Origin of the sequence: Nocardioides mangrovicus, assembly GCF_003674065.1 — a bacterium.
In the GTDB taxonomy this organism is placed as follows: Bacteria; Actinomycetota; Actinomycetes; order Propionibacteriales; family Nocardioidaceae; genus Marmoricola; species Marmoricola mangrovicus.
The window spans coordinates 930,809-956,983 of sequence record NZ_RDBE01000010.1 but is presented as its reverse complement, the minus strand read 5'-3'; the positions used below and the strand labels follow the sequence as shown (position 1 = coordinate 956,983).

General features: G+C 72.4%; 26 protein-coding genes and 1 tRNA gene. 18 read left to right on the top strand and 9 right to left on the bottom strand.

What is annotated here, in order from left to right; all coding sequences use genetic code 11:
- The first annotated feature begins 130 nt into the window (after positions 1 to 130).
- From D9V37_RS19135 to D9V37_RS19120, 4 genes are read left to right on the top strand one after another with little or no spacing between them, the layout of a single operon-like run.
- Positions 131 to 1,297 (top strand): NAD-dependent epimerase/dehydratase family protein, encoded by a 1,167-nt coding sequence (locus D9V37_RS19135; protein ID WP_121807689.1) that lies wholly within the window; start codon positions 131 to 133, stop codon positions 1,295 to 1,297.
- On the top strand, positions 1,294 to 2,160 hold the full coding sequence (locus D9V37_RS19130; RefSeq protein ID WP_232525019.1) for an NAD-dependent epimerase/dehydratase family protein: 867 nt from the start codon (positions 1,294 to 1,296) through the stop codon (positions 2,158 to 2,160). Before D9V37_RS19135 ends, D9V37_RS19130 begins: the two co-directional genes overlap by 4 nt.
- A complete protein-coding gene (locus tag D9V37_RS19125) occupies positions 2,157 to 3,302 on the top strand; it encodes a glycosyltransferase family 2 protein (protein ID WP_121807688.1) in 1,146 nt (381 codons plus the stop codon). The genes D9V37_RS19130 and D9V37_RS19125 overlap by 4 nt, the downstream gene beginning before the upstream one ends.
- Before the next feature lie 2 nt (positions 3,303 to 3,304).
- Complete coding sequence (locus tag D9V37_RS19120) at positions 3,305 to 4,732, top strand: hypothetical protein (RefSeq protein WP_147456003.1); 1,428 nt, start codon at positions 3,305 to 3,307, stop codon at positions 4,730 to 4,732.
- A 48-nt stretch (positions 4,733 to 4,780) separates the two neighbouring features.
- Here the strand turns inward: D9V37_RS19120 and D9V37_RS19115 are convergent, their stop codons facing one another.
- A complete protein-coding gene (locus tag D9V37_RS19115; protein ID WP_121807686.1) occupies positions 4,781 to 5,494 on the bottom strand; it encodes a class I SAM-dependent methyltransferase in 714 nt (237 codons plus the stop codon).
- Entirely contained in the window at positions 5,491 to 5,922 is a 432-nt protein-coding gene (locus D9V37_RS20325; protein ID WP_158604524.1) for a GtrA family protein, read from the bottom strand. The genes D9V37_RS19115 and D9V37_RS20325 overlap by 4 nt, the downstream gene beginning before the upstream one ends.
- 36 nt (positions 5,923 to 5,958) lie before the next feature.
- Between D9V37_RS20325 and D9V37_RS19105 the strand changes: the two genes are divergently transcribed.
- Positions 5,959 to 7,359, top strand: coding sequence for a phospholipid carrier-dependent glycosyltransferase (locus D9V37_RS19105; protein ID WP_158604523.1), 1,401 nt, complete (start codon positions 5,959 to 5,961; stop codon positions 7,357 to 7,359).
- On the opposite strand, the gene D9V37_RS19100 is transcribed toward D9V37_RS19105, so the two are convergent.
- Positions 7,288 to 7,836, bottom strand: coding sequence for a dihydrofolate reductase family protein (locus D9V37_RS19100; RefSeq protein ID WP_121807684.1), 549 nt, complete (start codon positions 7,834 to 7,836; stop codon positions 7,288 to 7,290). The genes D9V37_RS19105 and D9V37_RS19100 overlap by 72 nt on opposite strands.
- Before the next feature lie 76 nt (positions 7,837 to 7,912).
- On the opposite strand from D9V37_RS19100, the gene D9V37_RS19095 reads away from it, so the two are divergent.
- The gene (locus D9V37_RS19095) at positions 7,913 to 8,731 is read left to right on the top strand and encodes an aldo/keto reductase (protein WP_232525018.1); all 819 of its coding nucleotides are present in this window, start codon (positions 7,913 to 7,915) and stop codon (positions 8,729 to 8,731) included.
- 9 nt (positions 8,732 to 8,740) lie between these two features.
- On the opposite strand, the gene D9V37_RS19090 is transcribed toward D9V37_RS19095, so the two are convergent.
- Positions 8,741 to 10,234 (bottom strand): carboxylesterase/lipase family protein, encoded by a 1,494-nt coding sequence (locus D9V37_RS19090; RefSeq protein WP_232525017.1) that lies wholly within the window; start codon positions 10,232 to 10,234, stop codon positions 8,741 to 8,743.
- A gap of 76 nt (positions 10,235 to 10,310) precedes the next feature.
- Here D9V37_RS19090 and D9V37_RS19085 point away from each other — a divergent pair, with 76 nt between their 5' ends.
- From D9V37_RS19085 to D9V37_RS19075, 3 genes are read left to right on the top strand one after another with little or no spacing between them, the layout of a single operon-like run.
- Positions 10,311 to 10,643, top strand: a complete 333-nt coding sequence (locus D9V37_RS19085; protein WP_121807681.1) for a hypothetical protein — start codon at positions 10,311 to 10,313, stop codon at positions 10,641 to 10,643.
- Entirely contained in the window at positions 10,640 to 12,733 is a 2,094-nt protein-coding gene (locus D9V37_RS19080; RefSeq protein ID WP_121807680.1) for a hypothetical protein, read from the top strand. Before D9V37_RS19085 ends, D9V37_RS19080 begins: the two co-directional genes overlap by 4 nt.
- Positions 12,717 to 13,778, top strand: a complete 1,062-nt coding sequence (locus D9V37_RS19075) for a hypothetical protein (RefSeq protein WP_121807679.1) — start codon at positions 12,717 to 12,719, stop codon at positions 13,776 to 13,778. Before D9V37_RS19080 ends, D9V37_RS19075 begins: the two co-directional genes overlap by 17 nt.
- Here D9V37_RS19075 and D9V37_RS19070 read toward each other — a convergent pair.
- Both D9V37_RS19070 and D9V37_RS19065 read right to left on the bottom strand, forming a co-directional pair.
- A complete protein-coding gene (locus D9V37_RS19070; RefSeq protein WP_121807678.1) occupies positions 13,775 to 14,791 on the bottom strand; it encodes an agmatine deiminase family protein in 1,017 nt (338 codons plus the stop codon). The genes D9V37_RS19075 and D9V37_RS19070 overlap by 4 nt on opposite strands.
- On the bottom strand, positions 14,788 to 15,711 hold the full coding sequence (locus D9V37_RS19065) for a nitrilase-related carbon-nitrogen hydrolase (protein ID WP_232525016.1): 924 nt from the start codon (positions 15,709 to 15,711) through the stop codon (positions 14,788 to 14,790). The genes D9V37_RS19070 and D9V37_RS19065 overlap by 4 nt, the downstream gene beginning before the upstream one ends.
- Before the next feature lie 35 nt (positions 15,712 to 15,746).
- On the opposite strand from D9V37_RS19065, the gene D9V37_RS19060 reads away from it, so the two are divergent.
- From D9V37_RS19060 to idi, 5 genes are all read left to right on the top strand, one after another.
- Positions 15,747 to 16,541, top strand: coding sequence for a UbiA family prenyltransferase (locus D9V37_RS19060; protein ID WP_198412648.1), 795 nt, complete (start codon positions 15,747 to 15,749; stop codon positions 16,539 to 16,541).
- 78 nt (positions 16,542 to 16,619) lie between these two features.
- Positions 16,620 to 17,675, top strand: a complete 1,056-nt coding sequence (locus tag D9V37_RS19055; RefSeq protein ID WP_121807676.1) for a type III polyketide synthase — start codon at positions 16,620 to 16,622, stop codon at positions 17,673 to 17,675.
- Positions 17,672 to 18,187 (top strand): isoprenylcysteine carboxyl methyltransferase family protein, encoded by a 516-nt coding sequence (locus D9V37_RS19050; RefSeq protein ID WP_232525015.1) that lies wholly within the window; start codon positions 17,672 to 17,674, stop codon positions 18,185 to 18,187. The genes D9V37_RS19055 and D9V37_RS19050 overlap by 4 nt, the downstream gene beginning before the upstream one ends.
- Positions 18,180 to 19,202: an NAD(P)/FAD-dependent oxidoreductase gene (locus tag D9V37_RS19045; protein ID WP_121807675.1), complete on the top strand. Its 1,023-nt coding sequence runs from the start codon at positions 18,180 to 18,182 to the stop codon at positions 19,200 to 19,202. Before D9V37_RS19050 ends, D9V37_RS19045 begins: the two co-directional genes overlap by 8 nt.
- Positions 19,199 to 19,768, top strand: coding sequence for an isopentenyl-diphosphate Delta-isomerase (idi, locus tag D9V37_RS19040; RefSeq protein WP_121807674.1), 570 nt, complete (start codon positions 19,199 to 19,201; stop codon positions 19,766 to 19,768). The genes D9V37_RS19045 and idi overlap by 4 nt, the downstream gene beginning before the upstream one ends.
- Before the next feature lie 107 nt (positions 19,769 to 19,875).
- On the opposite strand, the gene D9V37_RS19035 is transcribed toward idi, so the two are convergent.
- Positions 19,876 to 19,948, bottom strand: a tRNA-Arg gene (locus tag D9V37_RS19035).
- Positions 19,949 to 20,093: 145 nt separating this feature from the next.
- On the opposite strand from D9V37_RS19035, the gene D9V37_RS19030 reads away from it, so the two are divergent.
- From D9V37_RS19030 to D9V37_RS19020, 3 genes are all read left to right on the top strand, one after another.
- Entirely contained in the window at positions 20,094 to 20,702 is a 609-nt protein-coding gene (locus D9V37_RS19030; protein WP_121807673.1) for a SecDF P1 head subdomain-containing protein, read from the top strand.
- A 199-nt stretch (positions 20,703 to 20,901) separates the two neighbouring features.
- A complete protein-coding gene (locus D9V37_RS19025) occupies positions 20,902 to 22,737 on the top strand; it encodes a phosphoenolpyruvate carboxykinase (GTP) (RefSeq protein WP_121807672.1) in 1,836 nt (611 codons plus the stop codon).
- A gap of 22 nt (positions 22,738 to 22,759) precedes the next feature.
- Positions 22,760 to 23,752, top strand: coding sequence for a phospholipase D-like domain-containing protein (locus tag D9V37_RS19020; RefSeq protein ID WP_121807671.1), 993 nt, complete (start codon positions 22,760 to 22,762; stop codon positions 23,750 to 23,752).
- Between the two features lie 206 nt (positions 23,753 to 23,958).
- On the opposite strand, the gene D9V37_RS19015 is transcribed toward D9V37_RS19020, so the two are convergent.
- Together D9V37_RS19015 and D9V37_RS19010 are read right to left on the bottom strand one after the other, a co-directional pair.
- Positions 23,959 to 24,213 carry a hypothetical protein gene (locus D9V37_RS19015; protein ID WP_147456002.1) on the bottom strand — a complete coding sequence of 85 codons (255 nt, stop codon included), beginning with the start codon at positions 24,211 to 24,213 and terminating at the stop codon, positions 23,959 to 23,961.
- A 212-nt stretch (positions 24,214 to 24,425) separates the two neighbouring features.
- Entirely contained in the window at positions 24,426 to 25,193 is a 768-nt protein-coding gene (locus D9V37_RS19010) for an SDR family oxidoreductase (RefSeq protein WP_121807669.1), read from the bottom strand.
- A gap of 132 nt (positions 25,194 to 25,325) precedes the next feature.
- Between D9V37_RS19010 and D9V37_RS19005 the strand changes: the two genes are divergently transcribed.
- The coding region (locus D9V37_RS19005; protein ID WP_232525014.1) for a helix-turn-helix transcriptional regulator at positions 25,326 to 26,175 on the top strand (850 nt) is incomplete at its 3' end.

Below are 26,175 nucleotides of genomic sequence, written 5' to 3'. Positions count from 1 at the left end.
GTCGCCGATCGTCGTTCGTGACAGCACCACTGTCAACGACGGCCCTCCACACCCGCTGTTCAGGTTGTTGACAACCGTCCTGGCTATGCTCCGCAGCGTCGGGCACTAGACGAGCGACGAAGGGTGCGACATGCGGATCATGGTGCTGGGCGGGGACGGCTACCTGGGGTGGCCCACCGCCATGTACCTCTCGGCGCAAGGTCACGACGTGGCCGTGCTCGACAACGCGGTACGCCGGCAGTACGACGAGGAACTGGGCTCGGGCAGCCTGGTGCCGATCGTGTCGCTGCACGAACGGGTCCGCGCGTGGCGCGAGGTCAGCGGCCGGGAGATCGAGCTGTGGTTCGGCGACCTGTGCGACGCCGACTTCTGCTATGCCGCGGTGAGCGGCTTCCGCCCCGACGCGGTGGTGCACTTCGCCGAGCAGCGGGCCGCCCCCTACTCGATGATCGACCGCAAGCACGCGGTCTACACCCAGACCAACAACGTCGTGGGCACGCTGAACCTGATGTACGCCGTCGGCGAGGTCGACCGCGACATCCACATCGTCAAGCTCGGCACAATGGGCGAGTACGGCCAGCCCAACATCGACATCGAGGAGGGCTGGCTCGAGGTCGAGCACAAGGGCCGCAAGGACCGGGTGCTGTTCCCGAAGAAGCCCGGCTCCTTCTACCACCTCTCCAAGGTCCACGACTCCCACAACCTGGAGTTCGGCTGCCGGATCTGGGGGCTGCGCGTCACCGACCTGAACCAGGGCGTCGTCTACGGCCAGGAAACCGAGCAGACCGTCCTCGACCCGCGACTGGCCACCCGGCTGGACTACGACGCTGTGTTCGGCACCGTGCTCAACCGGTTCGCCATCCAGGCCGTGCTCGGGCTGCCGCTCTCGGTCTACGGCAACGGCACCCAGACCCGCGCCTACCTCGACATCCGCGACACCGTGCGCTGCATCGAGATCGCGTGCGAGAACCCGGCCGACGCCGGGGAGTTCCGGGTCTTCAACCAGGCCACCGAGCAGTTCAGCCTCGACGAGCTGGCCAAGCTGGTGGCCAACTCCTTCCCCGGTGGCGCCGAGATCGAGCACGTGGACAACCCGCGGGTGGAGATCGAGGACCACTACTACAAGTTCGTCCACACCGCGCTGGAGTCGCTGGGCCTGCAGCCCCACTACCTCGGCGACACGCTGCTGGAGCAGATGTACGGCGTCATCGAGCAGCACCGGGGCCGGGTGAACACCGACCTGCTCGCCGCCTCCGGCATCAACTGGCGCACCTCGGCCAACGCCGCGCCCCGGTGAGGCTGCTGGTCACGGGTGGTGCCGGCTTCGTCGGGCACCACGTGGTGGCGACGTTGCGCGCGGACGGCCACGAGGTGGTCGTCGCCGACCTCGAGCCGTCCGACATCACCGGTGACCTGCTCGAGCCCGCGGTGCGCGAGGCGGCGGTCACGCCCGACCTCGACGGCGTCGTGCACCTCGCGGCCGAGACGTCGGTGCTGGGGTCGATGGAGCGACCGGCGTTCGTGCACCGCACCAACGTCGACCTCACCGCCGCACTGCTCGAGCTGTGCCGTGAGCGCGGCGTCGGCACGTTCGCCCTGGCCTCCACCAACGCCGTCGTCGGCGCGGTGAGCGGCGTCATCACCGAGGACCTGCCACTCGCGCCGCTCACGCCGTACGGCGCGACGAAGGCCGCCGGCGAGATGCTGATGGCGGGCTACTCGGGCGCCTACGGCCTGCGCACGCCGGCGCTGCGCTTCTCCAACGTCTACGGTCCCGGCATGCAGCACAAGGACTCCTTCGTGCCGCGGCTGCTCAAGGCGGCGGCGGCCGGCAGTGGTGTCGAGATCTACGGCGACGGCACCCAGGTGCGCGACCTCGTGCACGTGCGCGACATCGCCCGCGCGATGACACTGGCCGTCACCGGCTGGCCCAGCGGCCCGGTGATCGTCGGCAGCGGCGCGTCGTACTCGGTGCTCGACATCGCCGACGCCGCCCGCCGCGCGTCGGGTCGCGAGATCCCCGCCACGCACGTCCCGCCCAAGCCGGGTGAGATGCCCGCGGTCGTCGTCGACGCCTCGCTGGCGGCCTCGCGGGGCTGGACCGCGCAGGTGGACCTCGACGAGGGCATGCGGGAGGCCTGGGCGGACTTCGCCCCGTGACGCAGGCGCTGGCGGCGGTGACGGCGATCGGTGCCGTGTACCTCGGCCTCCGTCTCGGCGTGTGGCGATGGCTGGTCGTGCTCAGCGCCGTGCCCAGCGTGCTCGTGCTCCTGGTGCCGGCGCTGGCCGACCGGGAGCCGACGTGGGAGTGGGCGGCCGTGGCTCTGGCCGTTCTGGCGGCGGCGAGAGTGGGGCGAGCCAGACAGGCCGCCGCGCTTCACAACCTGGGCGGGGTCCTCGTGCTGGCGGGCATCGCCGGCGCCGCGCTCGACCTCCCTCTCGCGGTGCTCTGGTGGCCCGTTGCCGGCGCCTTCGGGCTCACCGCGTTGCTGCGCGGTCGCCGTGGTCGAGCCACGCTGCGGCTCCAGGAGGACGACGTCGACCGCGCGGCGCTGGCGGAGTTCGACGCGCGCTACGAGACCCCGGCGCTGGCGCCGGTGGCCATCGTGATCGCCGCCTACGCGGAGGAGCACGGACTGCCGGGGGTGCTGCCGGTGCTGCCGCGGGAGGTCTGCGGACTGGCCACCAGCGTGGTCGTGGTCGACGACGGCAGCCCCGACCGCACCGCGGAGGTGGCCGAGGACGCCGGCGTGCACGTCGTCCGCTGCGGCACCAACCGCGGTCAGGGCGCCGCGCTGCGACTGGGCTACCGGGTGGCGCGCGAGCACGGCGCGTCCTACGTCATCACCACCGACGCCGACGGCCAGTACGACGTGGCCGACATGCCGGCCGTGCTGCAGCCGATCCTGGACGACCGGGCCGACTTCGTCACCGGCTCGCGGCGGCTGGGCCACCAGCCGGTGCAGGACCGGCTCCGCCGGCTCGGCGTCTACGTCTTCGCCGGCATCGTCAGCCTGCTCACCGGGCGCTGGCTCACCGACACCTCCTTCGGGCTGCGGGCGATGCGGGCCGAGGTGACCGCGGCCGTGACGCTGAACCAGCCGCAATACCAGTCCTCGGAGCTCTTGATCGGCACCATCTCCCACGGCTTCCGGGTGCTGGAGGTGCCCGGCACGATGCACGCGCGCAGCGCCGGCACCACGAAGAAGGGCCGCAACCTGGTCTACGGGCGTCGCTACGCCGGGGTCGTGCTGGGCACCTGGTGGCGGGAGGGCTGCCCGCGTCCCGTGGGAGAGTCCTGACCGTGGTCCGGCGTCATGGGGTGTTCGGCGTCGCGGTGCTGCTGGGGATCGCCGTCCGCGTGGTGGTGATGCTGGGGTTCTTCCCGGCCTTCGTCTACAGCGACGGACCGACGTACCTGGACCTCTCCGAGCATCTGGCACCCTCCCAGGAGCGGGTGGTGGGCTACGCCGTGGTGCTCAAGGTGCTGCTGTGGGTCACCGACCAGGTGTGGTTCGTCGCCGTCGTCCAGCACGTGCTGGGCCTGCTGACCGCCGTGATCGGCTACGCGTTGCTGCGCCGGTGGGGCGTCGGGCCGGTCGTGGCGACCCTCGGCGTGCTGCCGGTGCTCTTCGACGGGATGCAGCTGGTGCTCGAGCACTCGGTGCTGGCCGACGTGGTCTTCGACCTGCTGCTGCTCGTGGCCGTCGCCATCCTGGCCTGGCGCCGCTCGCCACGTGTACCGGCCGCGGCGCTGGCCGGGCTGGCGCTGGGCGCCGCGGCGCTGACGAAGATCGCCGGCGGTCCGGTGATCCTCGGTGCGGTCGTGCTGTGCCTCGTGCTGGCGGCCGGCTGGCGGATGAAGCTGTTGACCACGCTCGCGGTGTGCGTGGCCTTCGTGGTGCCGCTGCTGGGCTACGCCGCCTGGTACCACTCGGTTCACGGCGTCTACGCGCTCTCGGAGTCCGGCGGCCGGGCGAAGTACATGCGCACGACCGGGTTCGTCGACTGCTCGCGGTTCGTGGTGCCCGAGTACGAGCAGCGACTGTGCCCGACGACCCCGGTCGGGCAGCGCTACGACCCGACCTTCTACGGCTGGCACGACCCCGACAACACCCACGGCCTGGAGCCGCCGAAGGGCATGACGCTGAACCAGGTGTTCGGTGACTTCGCCCGCCGCGCGATCGCCGCTCAGCCGCAGACGTACCGGGCCATCGTGTGGCGCGACGTGAAGATGACGTTTGCCTGGCACCGGTGGGACGACTACGAGTACTCCACCTCGCGCAAGTGGATGTTCGACGGCTACCGGGCGTGGCTGCCCACCGACTACACCGGCCCCGCCTACCGCGAGCACGGCGGCCGACTGCTGACGGCGAAGCAGCCGTGGTCGGGCTTCTTGTGGACCTACGGCGGCTGGGTCTACCTGCCCGGCCCGGTGCTGCTGGCCCTGCTGGCGCTGGTCGCGATCGCGACGCTGTGGCCGAGCCGGTGGTCGCGCAACCCCGGCGTGGGCCGCTCGCTGGGCTTCGTCCTCGCCGCCCTCGGGATGGGCCTGGTGGTGATCCCCGACGTGACGGCCCAGTTCACCTGGCGCTACGTGCTCCCCGCCTTCGTGCTGGTCCCCATGGCCGCGGCGCTGGCCTGGGCCCGGCTGGCGGGTCGCCCACGACCGGACGAGGCCCGGCGAATCGGACGGCGAGCTACCGAAACTCGTCCCAGCGACCGTTTCTGAGGCCGATTTCCCGGGGTTTTGCCGGGTGCCCGGCAAAACCCCCGCCGCTCACGGCACCCGCGCCACCCCGAGCACCGACTGCCCGAACGGCGGGGTGACGACCCGCTCGATGCCGCGGGTCACCGGCACCACGAACCGGTCGTAGATCCGCACCAGGCGGGGGTTGGGGGCGCCGACGCCGCCGCGGCGGACGGCGGCGTACCAGGCGAAGGCGCCGAGGAAGTTGACCGGGCGGACGTCGACCGGGTCGAGGCCCGCGCCGACGAAGGCGGCGCGCAGGGTGGTGGGGGTGTAGCGGCGCACGTGACCGACGGCGCGGTCGAAGTCGCCGTAGAGCCGCTCGTAGCCGGGCACCCACATCACCACCGTCCCGCCGGGCTCGACCAGGGTGGCCAGTCGCCGCAGGGCGCCGGCGTCGTCCTCGATGTGCTCGAGGACGTTGATGGCCAGGGCGGTGCTCACGGTCAGGTCCTCGGGCAGCGCGGCGGCGAGGTCGAGCACGCGCGCGGTGACCTCGGGGCGCTCGGCGAACCGGTCGGCCATCGAGGCGACGGCACCGGCGTCGACGTCGGTGACGACGTGGCGCTCCAGCCCGCGGCCCGCGAACTGGGAGGCGAACTCGCCGAGCCCCGAGCCGACCTCGAGCAGCGAGGACCCCACGTGCGGCGCGATGAGCGAGAGCTGGAAGGCGCGGTAGCGCACCTGGTTGGCGCCGGAGGGGTCCTCCAGCGACCGGCCGGTGGCCTGCTCGAACGCGCTCATGCCGACACCTTCTCCTGCCCGGGCAAGCGGGAGAACAGCCGGTCCAGCAGCACGAAGCGCAGCAGCGACATCACGACGAACACCGCCACGAACACGACGTCGACCAGCCCCACCCGCGCGGCGGCCGATGTGCCGTGCGCCCGCAGCCAGGAGTCGGCAACGTGGGTGCACAGCGCCGAGAGAGCGAGCGTGAGCAGCACGATGACGACGTAGGGCACCACCTCGCGCCGGACGTCGGGGCGGTCGCGCCGCTGCCAGGTCCAGGCGCGGTTGAGCCAGTAGTTGGGCACCGCGCCGGCCAGCCAGGCCAGCACCGAGGAGAATCCCGGTGAGAGGTGCAGCACGCCGTAGAACAGCGCCAGCGCGAGCGCGCTGCACCCGGTGGCGACCAGGGAGCCGCCCGCGTAGGTGAGGAGCTTGCGCAGCACGAGGCCCAGCCTAGGGAAGCCGGTTACGGTGCAGACGTGCGCCGGCACCGGCTCTTCCTCGTGGCCCTGCTGGTCGGGGCGCTCGTGCGAGTGCTCGTGACGATCGGCTTCTGGCCCGGCCTGGTCTTCAGCGACGGCCCGACCTACCTGGGCTGGCTCGACTACGGCCTGCCGTGGCTCGCGCGGCCCGTGGGCTACAGCGCCGTGCTCGAGGCGCTCTCCCGGTTGGCCTCGCCGATCGTGCTGGTGGTGCTGCTGCAGCACGTACTGGGCCTGATCGAGGGCGTCCTGGTCTACGCGGTGCTGCGGCGATGGGAGGTCAGCGCGCGCACGGCGACGCTGGCCGCCCTACCGGTTCTCCTCGACGGCATGCAGCTGGCCCTGGAGCAGTCGGTGCTCAGCGACACCGTCTTCGTCTTCGTGCTGGTGCTCGCGGTGGCGGTGCTCGCACGTCGGCGACGACCGGGGCCGGGCGCGGCGGCCGCCGCGGGGCTGCTGCTGGGGCTGGCGACGGTGGTGCGCGTGGCCGGCGAGCCGACCGTGCTCGCGGCCGTGCTCTTCTGCCTATTGGCCGCCGCGGGCTGGCGGCGCCGACTGCTCACCTCGGCGGTGCTGGTGGTGGCGTTCGTGGCGCCGCTGGCCGGGTACGCGACGTGGTTCCACGCCTACCACGACCGGTGGGCGATCTCGGAGGTCTCGGGTCGCTCGCTCTACATGCGCACCACGACGTTCGTGGACTGCAGACAGCTCACGGACCTGCCCACCTACGAGCGCACCCTGTGCCCCGACGAGCCGCTGGGCCAGCGGCTCGACCCGACCGACTACGGATGGCACAGCCCCGACGCCTACGCCGGGATCGAGGTGCCGGCGGGCATGACGCGCGACCAGGTGTTCCGCGACTTCGCGCTGCGAGCCATCCGCGCCCAGCCCGGCGACTACGCCCGCACCGTGCTGCGCGACGCCGCACTGCTCCTCTCACCGACGCGCGGCGACGCCTACGAGTACGACACCGCCCACAAGTGGCTGCTCTCGACCTACGCCCATCACGACCTCAGCGCCCGCTCCCGCCAGGCCTACACCGACCACGGGGCGCCACAACTGCGACCGCGCCAGCCCGTCGCCGACGTCATGGCCGGCTACCAGCACGTGGTCTACCTGTGGGGCCCGCTGGTCGGCGCCTTGGTGCTGACCGCCCTGGCCGGCCTGGTGCGCCGGCGCCGCAACGTGCCGCTGGTGCTGCTGACGCTGGCGCTCGGCGTGGGTCTCACGCTGCTGCCGATCCTCAGCCTGGAGTTCATCTGGCGCTACAGCCTGCCGCTGCTGCCCTTCGTGCCGATGGCCGCGGCGGCGGCCTGGCCGGCGCGGTCAGCCGACCGCGTGGCGCAGCAGGACGACCCCGTTGTCGAAGACGCGCGACTCCAGCGGTCGCAGGGCTGAGGTCTCGTAGCCGTCGGGGAACAGCCGGCGGCCGCGACCCTGCACGACCGGGTAGATCACCAGCCGGATCTCGTCGACCAGACCGGCCTCGAGCACCGCGTGACACAGCCGGATGCTCCCGGTCAGGCAGATCTCACCGTCACCGCCGGCCTTGAGCTCGCGCACCCGTTCGAGCCAGTCGGCGCCGAGGACCGTCGAGTTCTGCCACTCCGGGTCGCCCAGCGTCGCCGACACGACGTACTTCTGCACCCGGTCGAGGGCCTCGGCGGTGCCGGTGGTGTCGTCGGTCTGCTGCGGCCAGTAGCCGCGGAAGTCCTCGAAGGTCTGCCGGCCCAACAGCATCGCCTCCTCGCGCGCGGTGAACTCACGCATCTGCGCCGCCAGCTGCTCATCGGAGTCGCTGGGGTCGAACCAGTCCCCCAGGAACTCGATCGAGCCGTCCAGGGACATGTTCTGCGTGACCACGAGGGGTCGCATCGTCGCTCCTTCGCATCGGGTGCTCTCACCTCGACCGACCTCGGCTCGCCTGCGAACTCATCGCTACGTTGGCCCGGTGACCTACTCCCTCAACGACGGCACCTCCCTTCCCGACGTCGGCTTCGGCACGTACCCGCTGAAGAGCGCCGACGAGATCGTCTCCGCGCTGCAGGTGGGCTACCGGCTGCTGGACTCCGCGGTCAACTACGAGAACGAGGAGGTCGTCGGCGAGGCGATGCGGGCCAGCGGCGTGCCGCGCGAGGAGATCCTGGTGACCACCAAGATCCCCGGGCGCCACCACGCCTACGACGACGCCCGCGCCTCGATCCGCGGCTCGCTCGAGCGGCTCGGCGTCGAGCGGACCGACCTGCACCTCATCCACTGGCCCAACCCGAGCGTCGGCCGGTACGTCGAGGCCTGGCAGGCGCTGGTCGACGCCCAGGCGGCGGGCGAGGTGCGCTCCATCGGCGTCTCGAACTTCACCGCCGCCCACCTGGCGCGCATCATCGAGGCCAGCGGGGTCACGCCGGCGGTCAACCAGATCGAGATGCACCCCTACTTCCCCCAGGTCGAGCTGCGCGCAGCCCACGCCGAGCTGGGCATCCGGACCGAGGCCTGGAGCCCGCTGGGCAAGCGGCAGGCCCCCTTCGACGAGCCGCCCGTGGCCGACGCCGCCCGGTCGCACGACGTCACGCCGGGCCAGGTGATCCTGCGCTGGCACCTGCAGCTGGGCAGCCTGCCCATCCCGAAGTCGGCCACCCCCGAGCGGCAGCGGCAGAACCTCGACCTCGACGGCTTCGAGCTCAGCGACGACGAGGTCGCCGCCATCACCGCCCTGGGACGCACCGAGGGCCGGCTCTTCGGCGGCGACCCCGACACCCACGAGGAGATGTGACGCTCGAGGTCAGCCCGGCCGCTCGGATGTGGAGTCGTTCAGCAAGGGCAGCGCCGCGAACTCGTGACCGGCCCAGTACGCCGCGCTCGCCTGCTCGGGGTATCGCTCGACGCTGCTCTCGACGTCGATGACCAGGCACTGCTGCGCGTCGTCGTCGTAGACCGGCCAGCCGGGATCGCCGGTGCGGGCGAAGGCGGTCCAGCGGCCCCGCAGCTCACGGGAGAGCTCCACCGCCTCGTCGGGCACCGGGTCGCCGATGAGCATCGTCGCGAAGCCGGAGCTCAGCGAGCCCCACACCAGCGGCACGTCGAGGGCGTGGCAGGCGCCCAGCGGTGCGGCCGGGGCGGCCCAGGTGAGCTCGTAAAGGTGCACGCGGCCGCCTGCCCGGCTCTGCTCCTGGGCGAGCCGGAGCGACGGCATCCGGAACAGCCAGTCGGACTGCACCAGCTCGAAGAGCCGGCCCGTCAGCGCGTCCGGCTCGACGGAGGCGAAGCCCGCGGGGTCGGGTGAGAAGAGCGCGAGGGTCTGCGCCTCCAGCTCGGGCGTGACGTTGCCCAGCAGGCCGCCGAGCATCACGAAGAGCCGGAACTCGTCGCGGTTGTGGCCGACGAGGATCTCCACGTCGCGGGCCGAGCCGTCGCGCACCGCCTGCCACGGCGTCACCGGCAGCACCTCGCCGTCGACCACGGGTGAGAACGGGGTGGGAGTGAACGCGATGTTGCCCCACCGGGCGGCGTGCGGCGGCATCACCAGCGCGTCGAAGGCGGCCACCAGGTCGGCCGGCGCCACCTCGGCCAGGTCCTCGGCCGTGGCCGTTCGGCCCATCGAACCGGCGACGGTGGTCGCGATGTCGGCGGCCAGCTCGGCCGAGAAGAAGGTGCCGGGGATGCTCTGCAGCACGGCCCGACCGAACAGACCGTGCGCCTGCGGCATCGCCAGCAGCGAGGCGATGGCACCGGCTCCGGCGGACTCGCCGAACACGCTCACCTGCGCCGGGTCGCCGCCGAAGGACTCGATGTTGTCGCGCACCCACGCCAGCGCGGCGAGGCAGTCCAGCAGCCCGCGGTTGGCCGGCGCACCCTCGATCTGCGCGTAGCCCTCGGCGCCGACGCGGTGGTTGAACGTGACCACCACGACCTCGCCCTCGGTGGCCAGCAGCGTGCCGTCATAGGCCGGGTCGCCCGCGTGGCCGGACCGGTAGGCGCCGCCGTAGACGTAGACCAGCACCGGCCGCCGACCGGTGACGTCGGTGGTCCAGACGTTCGCGGTGAGCCAGCTGCGGTCGGCGTCGTCGTCGGGGGCCGGCCCCATCTGCTGCGACTGCGGGGGCGGCGGGCCGAAGCTCGTCGTGTCGAGCACGTCGTCCCACGGCTCGCAGGGCACCGGGCGCTGGAAGCGGAGCTCTCCGGTGGGCCTCCGGGCGAACGGGATGCCGCGGAAGACCGCCACCTCGCCCTCGTCGCTCCCCCGGACCCGACCAGCGCGCGTGCTCACCTCGGTCACGAGGGCGAACGTACAGGGATCCTGAGCATCGTCGCGGCGAGGACTAATCCGCGCGCGAGGGGGTATGACCCTGGCCATGAGCGGCGACTCGGACGCTGACAAGGTGCCCAACCAGTACCTCGCGGTGCTCAAGAGCGCCCGGCCCCAGGCCGACGACCGTGGCGCGACCCTGCGCTCGGCGCTCAACAAGGCCAGCGTCGCCCTCGAGTCCGGCGCGTGGCTCTCCACGACCGCCACGCAGTTCGGCGCGACGCTCGGCGACCAGCGCTCCGCGCTGCAGCCGGTCGGCGACCGCGAGCGGGACCTGATCGACGCGGAGGTCCAGATCCAGGCCAAGGAGCCGACGGTGCCCCCCGACGACTACCGCGCGAAGTTCAGCTACTACGCCCACCACCTGGGGCCGTCGTGAACTACCCGGTACCCGACGGCGGTGGGGGTGGCGGAGGCGGCCGGCTGAGCCAGATCAACATCACGGCCTTCCGCTCGATGGTCACCGAGCTGGAGTCCGCCGAGTCGACGATCACCGGCACCATCGGCTCCGCGAAGACCTCGCTGGGACGGCTGTGGCTGGGCACCGACGGGTTCGAGAAGGGGACCGCGGTCGCCACCTGGATCCAGCACGAGATCCCGGGGCTCAAGCGCCGGCTGGCCATGGCGGAGGAGATCTCCGGCAGCAGCCCCGGGCTGCCCGACAGCGTCTCCATCGACGAGAGCGCGCTGCTCGACCTGACCCCCGCCCAGTCACGCGCGTACGCCGCGAAGGCGGCCAAGATCCTCAAGTCCGGGTGGCCGGACCCCGACCAGGTGGGCCAGCTCAACGCCCTGCTGCACACCTACGGCGACGACCCGTACTTCGCCAACGCGCTGGCCAAGGCCGTGCCGCCGCGCGAGATCGCCACCTACATCGCCAACATGACGCCGGGAGAGCGGCTGGTCGGCGGGGTGTCGAAGGAGGACTACAGCCAGCTGCTCGACGGCCTGGCCGGCACGATGGGGCTCGCCTCGCGGGGCACCGGCGACCTGGCGATGCCGTCGTCGTGGACGGCCGACTGGGTCGACAAGATGACGATGCCGAAGTTCGACGGCGACCCCGACGATCCCGAGGCCTACCGTCGCAACGACGATGACTTCGCCCACCGGGGCGCGCTGTGGCTGCTGCTCTCGCGCGGTCACTGGTCCACCTCGTTCCTCCAGCAGACCACCAAGACCTTCGCCGCCGAGGACGCCCGCGGGCTGCTGCCCGGCATCCCGCCGCCGGGCAGCCTCTACATCGCGATCACACCCGACGGGAAGCGGTTCACCGACCCCATGGTGGCGCTGATGGGCGCCTTGGTGAACAACCCGCAGGCCGCCCACTGGGCCTTCACGCAGGGCGGCACGACCCAGGTCCCGTTCCCCAAGGACGGCGAGGACGCCCACGGCGAGGTCCAGACCTTCCTCTACAACCTGCTGCACGAGCACCGCTTCGGCGACGACGACAGCTCGGGACCCAACACGGTGATGCTCGCGCTGCGCGCGGCCATGACCTGGAAGCGCGACCAGAGCATCATCGACTCCGCCCAGAACCTGCAGAAGTCGATGCAGCAGCAGAAGGAGGTCTGGGACGAGAAGCCGTGGTACGCCAAGTGGGGCCACACGGTCCTCGACCTCATCGGGCTGATCCCCTTCGTCGGCATCCCGGCCGACGTCGTCAGCACCGCCTGGTACGGCGCCGAGGGCGACTGGGTCAACGCCGGGCTCTCGGCGGCGTCGCTGATCCCCTTCGCCGGCGACATCGCCGGCGCCGGCAAGCTGTTCGCGCGCGGCACCAAGCTGGCCGAGACCCTCGCGCTGGTCGACCGGCTCGGGCGCAACCTCGACCTGGACTCCGCGGTGGGTCGGGCGCTGGTCAAGAGCGCCAAGATCGAGGACGGCGTCTACCAGCTCAACGACATGAAGGCGCTCAGTGCGCTGCTGCGCGACGGCAAGGCGGCCAACCTCGAGCTGCGCTCGCAGGGCCTGGCCTTCGTCACCGACGAGGCCGGCAAGGTCACCCAGCTGAAGGTCTACGTCGACGGCGCCTGGGTGCCGGTCGACAGCTCGAACCTCGGGCTGAAGCTGGCCAAGTACAAGGCCGGCGACAGCCCGTGGGACCTGGTCGGGCTCACCCGCGGCGAGGTGATCGAGACCGCGCTGGCCAAGACCGAGTACAAGTCCTGGGAGCACGTCGGCAAGGAGAACAACGGCTTCTACAAGGGCATCGACTTCTACGACAAGGGCGAGGGCGTCAGCCTGAAGACCCTGGACCCACCCACGGCACGCAATGCTGCGAGGATCAGGAAGAACATCGACGACCTGGCGGCCATGAAAGAGGCCGGCCGCACCGGGGACGGGCGGCGAATCCATGACGTGTCGGTCGACCTGCGGGTGCGGATGGGCCAGGAGAACGCCGAATCACTGAGAGAACTGCGCACGTACGCAGAGGACGCAGGAGTCACCCTCAATGTCAAGCCTTACTGACCGACCGAGCGTCGGTCCCACCGACCTCGCCGAGGCGCCGAGCGGTCCCATCGACCCCGCGCGGCTGTGGAACCTGTTCTCCTTCGTGCCCGGCTCGCGCCCGCTGAGCGTGTGGGTCGACGTCCTGCGCCGACTGCCGCTGAGCTTCACCCCCACCCGGGTGCGTGTGCGGGTCCCCGGCGAGGACGTCCCCGACATCGGGTTCGACGACGACACCTGGCACCGGTCGAGCACCCTCGAGGGGGCGACGAGTGTGCGACTGGAGCAGGTGGAGAACGCCGGCCGCGACGACGAGCGCGTCGTCGCCGTCCTCCAGGTCACCGTGGCCCGCGTCGTGCACGAAGTACTGCTCTCACACGTCGAGGCCAACCCCGAGCTGCTCGCCGCGCTGCTCGAGGCGCCCGGGCTGATCGGCGGCTCCCGCGGCGACGAGCAGGACGCCACCTGGCAGGGCGAGACCCAGCCCCAGCACTTCGAGTTCTGGTACCCCCACGACTGGCAGCACCTGCCCCGCACCACCGACCGGCACGGCCGCGAGATCATCGACGTCTCCGGCCACCCCGGCCGCATCAGCAACGTCGTCGGATGGCGGATGTGGGCCGCCCAGGACGACTGGTACGGCCCCGGCGCCCGCCTCTACGTCGACCTCGACGCCCTCGCCACCCTGCCCCTCGGCGAGGTCACCGACCTCGGCGAGGACCGCTGGCACGTGCGACTGTGGCCCGACGGCGCCTCCTTCGAGCAGATCCGCACCGCCCAGGCCACCCTGCGCGAGCACCTCGGCTACGACGCCGCAGCCGCACGCGACGACGAGATCTACGACCTCATCACCGCCGACCAGCCCGACGACCCCATGTTCGTCGCCCAGGACGGCACCTTCGACCACGGCGGCACCACCCGCATCCTGCAGTACTTCTCCGCGCAGAAACGCCCCACCTTCCGCTCCCGCGCAGCCTGGCTGGAGATCCTCGAGTTCGACGCCGAGCACCACCAGGTCCATTCCGAGGTCATCGACCTGCGCACCCAACCGCACCCCGAGATCTAGCTCCGGCCCCCGGAGGCCACCGCCGGCTGCTGCTGGGTGATGCAGTGGATCCCGCCGCCGCGGGCGAACAGCGGGCGGGCGTCCACGCCGACGACGCGGCGGCCGGGGTAGGCGGCGGCGAGTACCTCCAGGGCCTCGGCGTCGCGGGGATCGTCGAAGGTGCAGGCCACCACACCGCCGTTGCAGACCAGGTGGTTGACGTAGCTGTGGTCCACCGGGCCGTGCTCGTCGACCAGCCGCTCGGGGGCCCGCAGGGCGATGACCGTCCAGCCCTCGGGGAACCTGTGGCGCAGCGCGTGGTCGGGATGACGCTCGTCGGGCTGCTCGTGCACCAGCACGGTGCCGGGCGCCGGCATGGTGGCGACGATGTCGACGTGGCCGCGGGTGCCGAACTCCTCGTAGTCGCGGGTCAGGCCGCGTTCGAGCCACACCACCTCACCGACGCCCAGGGTGCGCCGCAGCTCGGACTCCACCTGCTCGCGCGTCCAGCCGGGGTTGCGGCCGGGGTCGAGCTGCACGGTGCTGGTCACCAGCACCGTGCCGGCGCCGTCGACGTGGATGCCGCCGCCCTCGTTCACCAGCTCGGAGGGCACCAGCGTCGCGCCAGCCCACTGCGCCACCAGCCGGCCGACCAGCGCGTCGTGCTCCCAGCGCGCCCAGGCCTGCGCACCCCAGCCGTTGAACACCCAGTCCACCGCACCCAGTCGGTCGGAACCCAGATCGTCGGGACCGACGACGAAGGTCGGGCCGATGTCGCGCATCCAGGCGTCGTCGAGCGGCGCCTCGAGGAGCTCGACGTCGGAGCCCAGCCGGTCGCGGGCCACGGCCAGGGCACTCGGGTCCACCACCATGCGCACCGGCTCGAAGTGCGCCACGGCACGCGCCACCGTCGCCCAGGTGTCGCGGGCCTCCTCGGCGTCGGCGTCGGTCTCACCCAGCGTGTAGCCCGAGGACGGCCAGGCCATCCAGGTACAGGCGTGCGGCTCGGTCTCGGCCGGCATCCGCCAGCTCACTGCACCAGCCCCGCGTAGGAGTCCGGGCGCCGGGTGCGCAGGAACGGGAAGAGCGTGAGCCAGTCGCGCCGCTGGTCGAGGTCGAGGTCGGCCACCAGCACCGCCTCCGCGTCGCGGGGTGCCTGGGCCAGCACGCGGCCGTAGGGGTCGACGACGAACGAGGAGCCGTAGAAGGTGATCCGGCCCTCGTCGCCGGTGCGGTTGGGCACCACGACGAAGAGTCCGTTGGCGATCGCGTGGCCGACGATGACCTGGCGCCACAGCGGCTCGGTGTCGAAGTCGGGGTGGTCGGGCTCGGACCCGATCGCGGTCGGGTAGGCGAGCAGGTCGGCGCCGCCGAGCGCGTAGAGCCGGGCCGCTTCGGGGAACCACTCGTCCCAGCAGGTCGGCAGCCCGAGGCCGGCGTCCAGGCCGGGCACGCGGTGCACCGGGTAGGCGTCGGCCGGCGGGCCGGGGCGGAAGTAGAGGTCCTCGACGTAGCCCTCGGTCACCGGGATGTGCATCTTGCGGGTGCGCGCCACGACCTCACCGTCGGGGCCGACCAGCACGGCGGTGTTGAAGCCGAGCCCGTCGCCCTCGTCGGCACGCTCGTAGAGCGAGGCGTGCACGAACACCCGGTGCTCGCGGGCCGCCGACGCCGCGAAGCTCACCGTCGGACCGCTCGCGAGGTCCTCGGTGAGCGACGCCGGCACCACGCTCGGCCGCTCGAAAGCCGGGTAGCGCGAGAGCGTGAGCTCGGGCAGGAACACCACCCGGGCACCCGCACCGGCAGCGGTCGCGACGCCGTCGTCGAGCGCCCCCACGAGCGCGGCCGGGTCGTCGCGCCAGGCGTGCTGCACCAGGCCCACTCGCAACGGCGGGCGGGTCGGCGGCTCCACGCGGGCGGGTGAGTCGAGGGTCTCGGCCACGATCAGCTCCACCTGCCGGAGCATAGGGGTGCGCATATGGTCGCTCGGTGGCCACGACCTCGCCGCTGCGGCTGCTCGGTGCCGCGCACCCCGGCCCGGCGCTGGCGGTCACGGTGCTCGGCGGCCTGCTCGCCCTGGCTTGGGGAGCCGGGCTGGTCACAGTGGTCCTCGTGGCGGCGGCCGTGCTGACCAGCCAGCTCTCCATCGGCTGGTCCAACGACCTGATCGACCTGCGGCGCGACGTCGCCGTCGGCCGCGCCGACAAGCCCCTGGCCACCGGCGCGCTCCCGCTGGGCGCGGTGCGGGCGGCTTGCGCGCTCGCCGTCGTCCTCACCGTGCCGCTGGGCTTCGCCCTCGGCGGCCTCGCCGGGCTCGTGCACCTGCTGAACACGGCCGCCGGCTGGGCCTACAACCTCGGGCTGAAGGCGACCGCGTGGTCCTGGCTGCCCTACGCCGTCGCCTTCGGCGGGCTGCCGCTCTTCGTGGGTCTCGACGCCCCACCGGTGCGCGGCTGGAGCCTGGCCGCCGGTGCGCTCCTGGGCATCGGCGCCCACCTGCTCAACGTGCTGCCCGACCTCGCCGACGACGCCGCCACCGGGGTCCGTGGTCTGCCCCACCGCATCGGCGAGCGCGGGAGCCGGGTCGGCGCGGTGGCGGTGCTCGTCGCAGCGACGGTGGTGATGGTGCTGGGCGCGCGGCCCGGCGCCGTGGCCGGCGGCGTCGCGCTGGCGGCGGCGCTCGGCCTGGCCGCGGCGGCGCTCCTCGGCCGCGGCCGGGTGCCGTTCGCGGCCGCCGTGGCCATCGCGCTCGTCGACGTCGCGATCCTGCTGCTCGTGCGGTAGCGGGACCACCCCTACCGGGCGATGACACCGCTGGGCGGCCGGTGACACAGTGGGCACTCCCGGAGCGAGGAGTCGAGCATGCCGATCCTGACCGTCCGGGGCGCTCTGCCGCCGCACCGGTACACCCAGCGCGAGCTCACCGACGCCTTCGTCGGCGTCATCACCGGCGGCGGCACCGACGAGGCGCTGCTGCGCCGCTTCCACGCCAACGCCGGCGTCGAGTCGCGTCACCTGGCGCTGCCGGTCGAGGAGTACGCCGACGTCGGCGACTTCGGCCGCTCCAACGACCTGTTCGTCGAGCACGCGGTGGAGCTGGGCTCGCGCGCCCTGGTCGACGCGGTCAAGGCCGCCGGGCTCACCCCCAGCGACGTCGACCTGATCGTCTGCGCCACCGTCACCGGCCTGGCCGTGCCGACGCTCGAGGCACGCATCGCGGCGTCGGTGGGGCTGCGGCCCGACGTGAAGCGGATGCCGCTGGTGGGGCTGGGCTGTGTGGCCGGCGCGGCCGGGATCGCGCGGCTGCACGACTACCTGGTGGGACACCCCGACGACGTCGCCGTGCTGGTGGCCGTCGAGCTGTGCTCGCTCACCGTGCAGCCCGACGACGTCTCGGTGCCCAACCTCGTGGCCAGCGGCCTGTTCGGCGACGGCGCCTCGGCCGTGGTCGCGTGCGGTGACTCGCGCGAACCGGGGCCGGTGGCGGTGCTGGCCACCCGCAGCCGGCTCTACCCCGACTCCGAGCGCACCATGGGCTTCGACGTCACCGGCAACGGGCTGAAGATCGTGCTCGACGCCGAGGTGCCCCGGCTCGTCGAGCGCTACCTGCGCGAGGACGTCGACGCCTTCCTCGCCGACCAGGGCCTCGGCCTCGACGACATCGACTGGTGGGTCTGCCACCCGGGCGGCCCGAAGGTCATCGAGTCGCTGCAGAGCAGCCTCGACCTCACCCGCGAGGACGTCGGGCTCACCTGGGACTCCCTGGCCCGGGTGGGCAACCTGTCGTCGGTGTCGGTGCTGCAGGTGCTCGAGGACACGCTGCGGGAGCGACCGCCCGCGCCCGGCTCGTACGGCGTCCTGCTGGCGATGGGGCCGGGCTTCTGCTCTGAGCTCGTGCTGCTGCGGGCGGCCTCGTGACGAGCCTGCTCGCCTTCACCGTCCTCGTCGCGCTGGTCGCGGCCGAGCGCGTGGCCGAGTTGGTCGTCTCGCTGCGCAATGCGGCCTGGAGCCGGCAGCGCGGCGGCGTGGAGACCGGCCAGGGCCACTACCCGGTGATGGTGGTGCTGCACACCGCGCTGCTGGTGGGCGCGCTCGTGGAGGCCTACGTCCGGCGACCGCAGGTGCCGGGCGTGCTGGCCTGGTCGATGCTCGTGGTCGTGGTGGCCACCCAGGCGCTGCGGTGGTGGTGCATCGCCACCCTCGGACCCCGCTGGAACACCCGGGTGATCGTCGTGCCCGACCTGGCCCCGGTGACCTCCGGGCCGTACCGGCTGCTTCGCCACCCCAACTACGTCGCGGTCGTGGTCGAGGGCGCCGCCCTGCCGCTGGTGCACGCCGCCTGGATCACCGCCCTGGTGTTCACCGTGCTGAACCTGGTCCTGCTGCGGGCCCGCATCGGCGTCGAGAACCGGGCCCTCGGCCTTGCCTGACCTGGTCGTCGCCGGCGGCGGTCCGGTCGGCCTGGCCGCCGCCCTCTACGCCGCGCGCGCCGGGCTGGAGGTCGTCGTGCGCGAGCCGCGGACGGGCCCGGTCGACAAGGCCTGCGGCGAGGGACTCATGCCGGGCGCCGTGCGCGACCTGCTCGCCCTCGGCGTCGATCCCGAGGGTCAGGACATCCGCGGCATCCGCTACCTCGACGCGGGCCACGCCGTCGAGGCGCCGTTCACCGCGAGCACCGGACGCGGGGTACGGCGTACGACGCTGCACGCCGCCCTGAGCCGGGCCGTCGCCGCCGCCGGGATCGAGGTCGAGCACCGCCCGGTCACCTCGGTCGTCCAGCACGCCGACCACGTCGTCGTCGACGGCGTGGTCGCCCGTCACCTGATCGCCGCCGACGGCCTGCACTCCCCGCTGCGACGCCGCCTCGGGCTGGAGGGCCGGGCCGCGCACCGGCGCCGGTTCGGGCTGCGCGCGCACGTGGGCCTCGCGCCGTGGACGCCCTACGTCGAGGTGCACTGGTCGCCCGGCGCCGAGGCGTACGTGACGCCGGTGGCGCCCGACCTGGTCGGCGTCGCCGTCCTGGCCGCGCCCGGCGCGGACTTCGACGAGGTGCTCGCCGGCCTGCCGGTGCTGGCCGAGCGGCTGCGCGGCCACGACCGGGGCCGCGTGCGCGGCGCCGGTCCGCTGCGCCAGCGCTCGCGACGGCGTACGGCGGGCCGGGTGCTGCTGGTCGGCGACGCCGCCGGCTACGTCGACGCGCTCACCGGCGAGGGCATCGCGCTGGGGCTGGCCCAGGCCCGCGCGGCCGTCGAGGCCTGCCGCCACGACGACCCCGCCCGCTACGAACGCGCCTGGCGGCGGATCGGGCGGCGCCACGACCTGCTCACCCGGGGCCTGCTCGCCGCCAGCGGCGTCCCCGCCGTACGCTCCCGGATCGTGCCCGCCGCCGCCGCGCTGCCGGCCGTGTTCGGCGGCGTCGTCAACGCGCTGGCGAGGCCGGCATGAGCCGCACCGAGCAGGTCGTGCTCCTGGACGAGTCCGGCACCGCGGCCGGCACCGCCGACAAGGCCGGCGTCCACCACGCCGACACCCCGCTGCACCTGGCCTTCTCCTGCTACGTCTTCGACGCCGACCACCGCCTGCTGCTCACGCGCCGGGCGCTGCACAAGCGCACCTTCCCCGGCGTGTGGACCAACACCTGCTGCGGCCACCCCGCCCCCGGCGAGCCGATGCCGGACGCCGTGGGTCGCCGGGTCCGCCAGGAGCTCGGCCTGGAGCTGAGCGGTCTGCGGCTGCTGCTCCCGCGGTTCCGCTACCGCGCCGAGATGGGCGGCGTCGTGGAGAACGAGATGTGCCCGGTGTTCACGGCGCTCGCCGCGAGCGACGTCCACCCGGATCCCGAGGAGGTCGACGACGTCGCCTGGGTGTCGTGGGCGTCCTTCCGCTCCGAGGTGCTCGCAGGAGACCGGGAGGTGAGCCAGTGGTGCGTCGAGCAGGTGCGGGAACTGCCCGAGGAGCCCTGGGCCGCGCCGGCGGCCGACGTCTCCGAGCTGCCTGCGGCGGCTCGCTGACCCGGGCCCACGGGGTGTGCGCCCCTCCCCTCACCGTCGTAGGACGAGTCCACCGGAGCAGACGAGCCCCTGACGGTGTCATCACCGGTCAGGGGCTCATCGGTCTGCGCGCTCGGAGGGATTCGAACCCCCAACCTTCTGATCCGTAGTCAGATGCTCTATCCGTTGAGCTACGAGCGCCGGTGGAGCCTGAGCACTTTATCGCGGACGCCCCGTGGACCCGAAATCCGATCCTTCCCGGGCCGTCGAACGCCGCACTTGCCACGGTGGAGTGCCGCTTCCCACGGGTTGCTCATCGTGGGAAGCGTCTGTTCACCATGGTGCCATGGTGAACGCACCTCGGGCCCTGCTGACCACCGCGCCGATCACCACCGCCGCCCTGCTGCTCGCGGCGGGCTGCGGCGGTGCGGCGAGCGCCCCCGACCGCGCGTCGTCGAGCGCCGGCGGCACAGCCTCGGCCAGCAGCAGTCCGAGCCCGAGCTCCACCCAGAGCTCCAGCCCCGCGTCGTCGGCCTCCGGACTCAGCGCCGCCCACCCCGGACATCTGGTGCTGGTGCCCGCCGACACGCTCGGCCGGTGCCCGGCGAGCCGACCGACCGGCGTGGTCTGCCGCCAGACCACGGCCTACCGGTTCCAACCCGGGGCGGTGCGCCGGGTCGCCGTGGTGCGGGCCGACGCCGGTCAGGGCGCGAGCGGCCAGTGGACGGTCGAGGTGGACCTCGACGCGGCCGGGACGCGCACGCTGCGCCAGGTGACGACCTCGGCCTCGCGCACGCGCGAGTTCGTGCTGCTGATGCCCTCGACCCGCGGCCCGGTGATCACCGCGGCCCAGGTGCAGGCACCGGTCGGGGGCGGGAAGCTGCAGATCACCGGCACGGGCAGCCGCGCGTCGGCGGTCGAGATTGTGAATCAGATCACGAGAACGGCGCGTTGATCGTTCCAATACCAGCAAATCGCTGTGAGGTCGAGATGAAGCGCCGCCAGCGGTGGGGCCCGGCCATCGGACGGGCGTACCTTGACCAGCACCACCGGTCGCAGTGCCGCGCCGGTGGGACCAACCGATCACCCCGACCGGGCACCGGCCCGGCGGACCGGCCCGTACCCGGGTCGCGACGTTCGAGAGGACCGAAGGCATGACCGCCGACGCGACGACCGCCCCCACAGCCCCGACCACCCTGACGGAGCTGCGCTCCTGGGTCGAGGAGGTCGCCGCCCTCGCCAAGCCGCGCGACATCCACTGGTGCACCGGCTCGGACGAGGAGTGGAGCGAGCTCACCGACGCCCTCGTCGCGACCGGCACCTTCGTCAAGCTCGACGAGGCCAAGAAGCCGAACTCCTTCTACGCCGCCTCCGACCCCACCGACGTGGCGCGGGTCGAGGACCGTACCTACATCTGCTCGGTGGACGAGAAGGACTGCGGCCCGACCAACAACTGGATGGCGCCGGCCGAGATGAAGGCCATCATGCGCAAGCTCTACGACGGCTGCATGGCCGGGCGCACGATGTATGTCATCCCCTTCGTGATGGGCCACCTCGAGGCCGAGAAGCCGATGTTCGGCGTCGAGATCACCGACTCCGCCTACGTCACCGCCTCGATGCGCGTGATGGCGCGCATGGGGACCCACGTGCTGCGGCGCATGGAGGAGCTCAAGGACGCCGGCGAGGAGGTCGCCTGGGTGCCCGCGCTGCACTCGGTCGGCATGCCCCTGGTCGAGGGTCAGGCCGACGTGAAGTGGCCGTGCAACGACACCAAGTACATCGTCCAGTTCCCCGAGGAGCGGATGATCTGGAGCTACGGCTCCGGCTACGGCGGCAACGCGCTGCTGGGCAAGAAGTGCTACGCGCTGCGCATCGCCAGCGTCATGGCCCGTGACGAGGGCTGGCTGGCCGAGCACATGCTGATCCTCAAGCTCACCAGCCCCCAGGGCGTCACCAAGTACGTCGCCGCGGCCTTCCCCAGCGCCTGCGGCAAGACCAACCTGGCGATGCTCGCCCCGACCATCCCGGGCTGGAAGGTCGAGTCGATCGGCGACGACATCGCCTGGATGCGCATCGGCGAGGACGGCCGGCTGTGGGCGGTCAACCCCGAGTACGGCTTCTTCGGCGTCGCGCCGGGCACCAACGAGCACACCAACCCGAACGCGATGAAGACCATCAACATCGGCAACTCGGTCTTCACCAACGTCGCGCTCACCGAGGACGGCGACGTGTGGTGGGAGGGTCTGGAGAACCCGCCGGCCCACGCCACGTCGTGGAAGGGCGAGCCGTGGACGCCGGAGAGCGAGGAGCTCTCCAGCCACCCGAACTCGCGCTACTGCACCCCGATCAAGCAGTGCCCGATCCTGGCCGACGAGTACGACGACCCGCGCGGTGTGCCGATCGACGCCATCTTGTTCGGCGGGCGCCGCAAGACCACGATCCCGCTGGTCACCGAGGCCCGCGACTGGGTACACGGCACGTTCATGGGCGCCACGCTCTCCTCGGAGACCACCGCGGCCGCCACCGGCGCCGTCGGCGTGGTGCGTCGCGACCCGATGGCGATGCTGCCGTTCATCGGCTACAACGCCGGCGACTACTTCAACCACTGGATCACCGTCGGCAAGGACAACGACGCCGCCAAGCTGCCCAAGATCTTCTACGTCAACTGGTTCCGCCGCGACGACGAGGGCGGCTTCTTGTGGCCGGGGTTCGGGGAGAACTCCCGCGTGCTGAAGTGGGTCATCGAGCGCATCGATGGCCAGGCCGAGGCGGTGGAGACCCCGATCGGACACGTGCCCACCCCCGAGTCGCTCGACATCGAGGGCTTGGACCTGACGCCCGAGCAGGTCGCGCAGGCGCTCGCGGTCGACGTCGAGGAGTGGAAGGCCGAGATCCCCGGCATCACCGAGTGGTTCGAGAAGTTCGGCGAGCAGCTGCCCACCGTGCTGTGGACCGAGCTCGACGGCCTCAAAGCACGCCTCGACGCCTGAGTAGACCAGTACCCTCTCCTGGGTGACCGAGGAGTTCGGGCCCGCGGATCGCGCGCTGCTCGAGAACGAGGCAGCCGCGCTGTACGAGGATGCCGTGCGCGCCGGCAGCGTCGCTCCCGACGACCCCCGGCTGGCTCGGCGTGCGCCCACCCGGCCGGCGTTCGACCTGCTGGTGGACCTCGGGCTGCTCACCCTCGACCCCGAGGAGAAGGCGTACCTGCCGGTGGACCCCAGCGCGGTGCAGTCCCGGGTGGTGGCGCCGATGGGCCAGCGCGCGGTCGCCCTGCTGGAGGAGTCCGGGCACTGGTCGGAGCTCTTCGGCGGGCTGGGACAGACCTACCGGCGCTCGGCGGGAGCTCGGCACCCGGTCACCCACATCCGCGGCCTGGCCAACATCAACCGCTTCTTGTCCACCGCGGTGGAGGACGCGCGCGAGGAGCTGCTCACGGCGCAGCCGACGCGGGGGCGATCCTCGACGTCGCTGGAGAAGGCCAGCGAGCGCGACCTGCGGGCGGTCCAGCGCGGCGTGGTGATGCGCACGCTCTACCAGCACTCGGCGCGTCGCAGCCTGGCCATCAAGGAGTACGTCGAGATGACGGCCCCCTTCGGCGCCCAGGTGCGCACCCTGGAGGAGTTCTTCAACCGCATGATCGTCATTGACCGCGCCGTCGCGATCGTGCCCGGCGTAGAGGGCAACAACCTGGCGATCGCGATCCACGAGGCGTCGCTGGTGGCGTACCTGGCCGACGTCTTCGAGCGCTACTGGGAGCGGGCCCGGCCCTACGACGACCACGCCGCGGCCACGACCCGCATCATCGCCGAGGACGTGCGCAACATGACCGTGCGGATGCTGGTGGAGGGCCACAGCGACCCGGCCAGCGCGAAGCGCATCGGCATCAGCACCCGCACCTACGCCGGCTACATCGCCGCGCTCAAGGACGAGTACGGCGTGCAGACCCGGTTCCAGCTCGGGCACGCGATGGGGCTGCACGAGGCCGGGCAGGACGACGCCTGAGCCCACGCCACCTGCGCGCGGTCGGCGGAGAGCCGACGCGGAGGAGAAAGGGGCGGGGGCGGCGCTGCGGAGCGTGCTGCTCGGCGGCGCCGCCCCCTCACCGAGACGGCCCCCGTTGGGGGGAGGGGCGCGAGGAGAACCGCGGCCGGGGGGAGGCGGCGGTGACCCTGTCTCGGCTCAGCCGGGGGGAGCCGGCAGATCGGGGCTCACCAGCCGGTGTCCTTGCCGGATGTCCGCCATCCGGTGTCGGCCACACGGTGGCGGTGCGTCCGGGTGTGCGAGGCGGTGCGCCAGCCGGTGTCCTTGGCGGCGGAGATGGCCGTGCGGCTGGCGGCATGGGGCGCGGCGGCCTCGGCCGTCGCGGTGCCCGAGAGCAGCAGGGCGCCTGAGGCGACGAGGGTGGCGACCGTGGTGGCGAGCAGGGTCGCGATCGGGCGCACCCGCCGAGGGGACTCGTTCATGGGCGGATGCTCCTCTACGTCTCCCGAGATCGGCTGGGAGCACCATCCTTCCGGCTGCGGGACCGGCGGTCATCTCCGCCGAGGTGCATTCTTGTGCACTGCACAAGTGCGCAAAAGAATTGTCCGGGTTGTCGGACCCCTCGGCGGGAGCGGACGGACCCGGTCCGTCGATGTCGAGGCGTCCGCCGAGAGTACTCGCCGGGCGCCGGGTCTCAGCGGTGACCGAGCTGGCTCAGCGTCGCCTTGCGCTCCTCCAGCAGCTGGGCCGAGGTGCCGTCGCGCTCGGCGAATCGCAGCCGCTTCACGCGCTCGACCAGGATCTCCTCCGGCGTCGGGTCGGTGCCGAGGAGGCTCATCACCTCGGCGGTGAAGTCCTCGACGCTGAGCGCCCCTGGCACCTGGGACTGCCCGGGCATCAGCTCGGTGGCCACCAGCGGCGGGACCAGCTCGACCACCTCCACGCCCGTGCCCTCCAGCTGTGTCCGCAGCGAGACGGTGTAGGAGTGCACCCCCGCCTTGGTGGCGCCGTAGGCGGGCGTGAGCGGGTACGGAGCGAACGCGATGCCCGAGGTGACGGTGACGAGCGTCCCCGACCCGCGCTCGAGGAAGCCCGGCGTGAACGCATCGACCAGCCGGATGGTGCCGAGCAGGTTGGTGGTGATCGTGGCCTCCGCATCGTCGATGTGCGAGGGGTCGCGGAGGTCCTCGGGCCGCATGATCCCCGACATCGTGACCACCGTGTCCAGGTCCGGGTGCCGCTGGAGGACGCTGTCGCGGGCCGCGGTGATCGACACCGGGTCGGACACGTCGATCACCACGGTATCGATGCCAGGGTGCTCGGCGGCGATCTGCTCCAGCACCTCGGTACGGCGACCGCCCACGACGACGGTGCTTCCGGCGGCGGCCAGGCTCTCGGCCAGTGCGAGGCCCAGACCAGAGGTGCCGCCGGCGATGAAGACGGTGCGGGAGGAGGTGTCCATGGGGGTTCCCTTCGCTTGCTGAGACGGCCGAAGTGGCCAGGGGTCCAGCCTGCGCGAGGCGTGGGCCGGCCGGCAGAGCGGGTCGATCCACGGATCGGCGGTCCCTGGATGCGCGCCGGAGGATGGCGCAAGATGGCGGCCGTGGACCGCGCCGCGCTCGCCGCCTTCCTGCGTACCCGCCGCGAGGCCCTGCAGCCCGAGGACGTCGGGCTCACCCCCTCGCCCCGACGCCGTACGCCGGGACTGCGCCGCGAGGAGGTCGCGGTGCTGGCCGGTATGTCGACCGACTACTACGCCAGGTTGGAGCAACAGCGCGGACCGCAGCCGTCGCTGTCGGTGCTGCTCACCGTCGCGCGGACGCTGCGGCTCAGCCTGGACGAGCGTGACCACCTGATCCGACTGGCCGGACACCTGCCGGCCCCGCGCTCCCACCGCACCGATCACGTCGCGCCGGCGCTGCTGCGGGTGCTCGACCGGCTCGACGACACCCCCGCCGTGGTGATCTCCGATCTGGGCGAGACACTCGCCCAGAACCGGGGCGGGGTCGCCCTGCTCGGCGATCAGATGCAGCACGAGGGCCCGCGACGCAGTGCGTTCTTCCGCTGGTTCACCGATCCGGCCGAGCGCGCTCGCTATCCCGAGCGCGACCACGCGCACCAGACGACGATGCAGACCGCCAACCTGCGGGCGGCGATCAGCAGCGGCGGCGAGGACGAGCGCAGCCGTGCCATCGTCGAGGGCCTGCTCGAGCACAGCGCCGAGTTCCGTCGGGCATGGGCCGAGCAGCAGGTCGCCTACCGGCACGAGAGCCGCAAGACGCTGGTGCACCCCGAGCTCGGCGAGGTGGAGGTGGATTGTCAGAAGCTGCGCAGCGAGAACCTCGCCCAGGCGCTGCTGGTGTTCACCGCCACCCCGGGATCACCCTCCGCGGAGAAGCTGCGCCTGCTCGCGGTGCTCGGCCCGGAGAGGTTCGCGCCGGCGC

Bases quoted from the DNA above. Each gene is read 5' to 3' on its own strand.
- D9V37_RS19135 (WP_121807689.1), top strand. From the start codon at position 131: ATGCGGATCATGGTGCTGGGCGGGGACGGCTACCTGGGGTGGCCCACC.
- D9V37_RS19025 (WP_121807672.1), top strand. From the start codon at position 20,902: ATGACCGCCGACGCGACGACCGCCCCCACAGCCCCGACCACCCTGACG.
- D9V37_RS19055 (WP_121807676.1), top strand. From the start codon at position 16,620: ATGCCGATCCTGACCGTCCGGGGCGCTCTGCCGCCGCACCGGTACACC.
- D9V37_RS19030 (WP_121807673.1), top strand. From the start codon at position 20,094: ATGGTGAACGCACCTCGGGCCCTGCTGACCACCGCGCCGATCACCACC.
- D9V37_RS19010 (WP_121807669.1), bottom strand. From the start codon at position 25,193: ATGGACACCTCCTCCCGCACCGTCTTCATCGCCGGCGGCACCTCTGGT.
- D9V37_RS19015 (WP_147456002.1), bottom strand. From the start codon at position 24,213: ATGAACGAGTCCCCTCGGCGGGTGCGCCCGATCGCGACCCTGCTCGCC.
- D9V37_RS19075 (WP_121807679.1), top strand. From the start codon at position 12,717: ATGTCAAGCCTTACTGACCGACCGAGCGTCGGTCCCACCGACCTCGCC.
- D9V37_RS19115 (WP_121807686.1), bottom strand. From the start codon at position 5,494: ATGAGCGCGTTCGAGCAGGCCACCGGCCGGTCGCTGGAGGACCCCTCC.
- D9V37_RS19085 (WP_121807681.1), top strand. From the start codon at position 10,311: ATGAGCGGCGACTCGGACGCTGACAAGGTGCCCAACCAGTACCTCGCG.
- idi (WP_121807674.1), top strand. From the start codon at position 19,199: ATGAGCCGCACCGAGCAGGTCGTGCTCCTGGACGAGTCCGGCACCGCG.
- D9V37_RS19100 (WP_121807684.1), bottom strand. From the start codon at position 7,836: ATGCGACCCCTCGTGGTCACGCAGAACATGTCCCTGGACGGCTCGATC.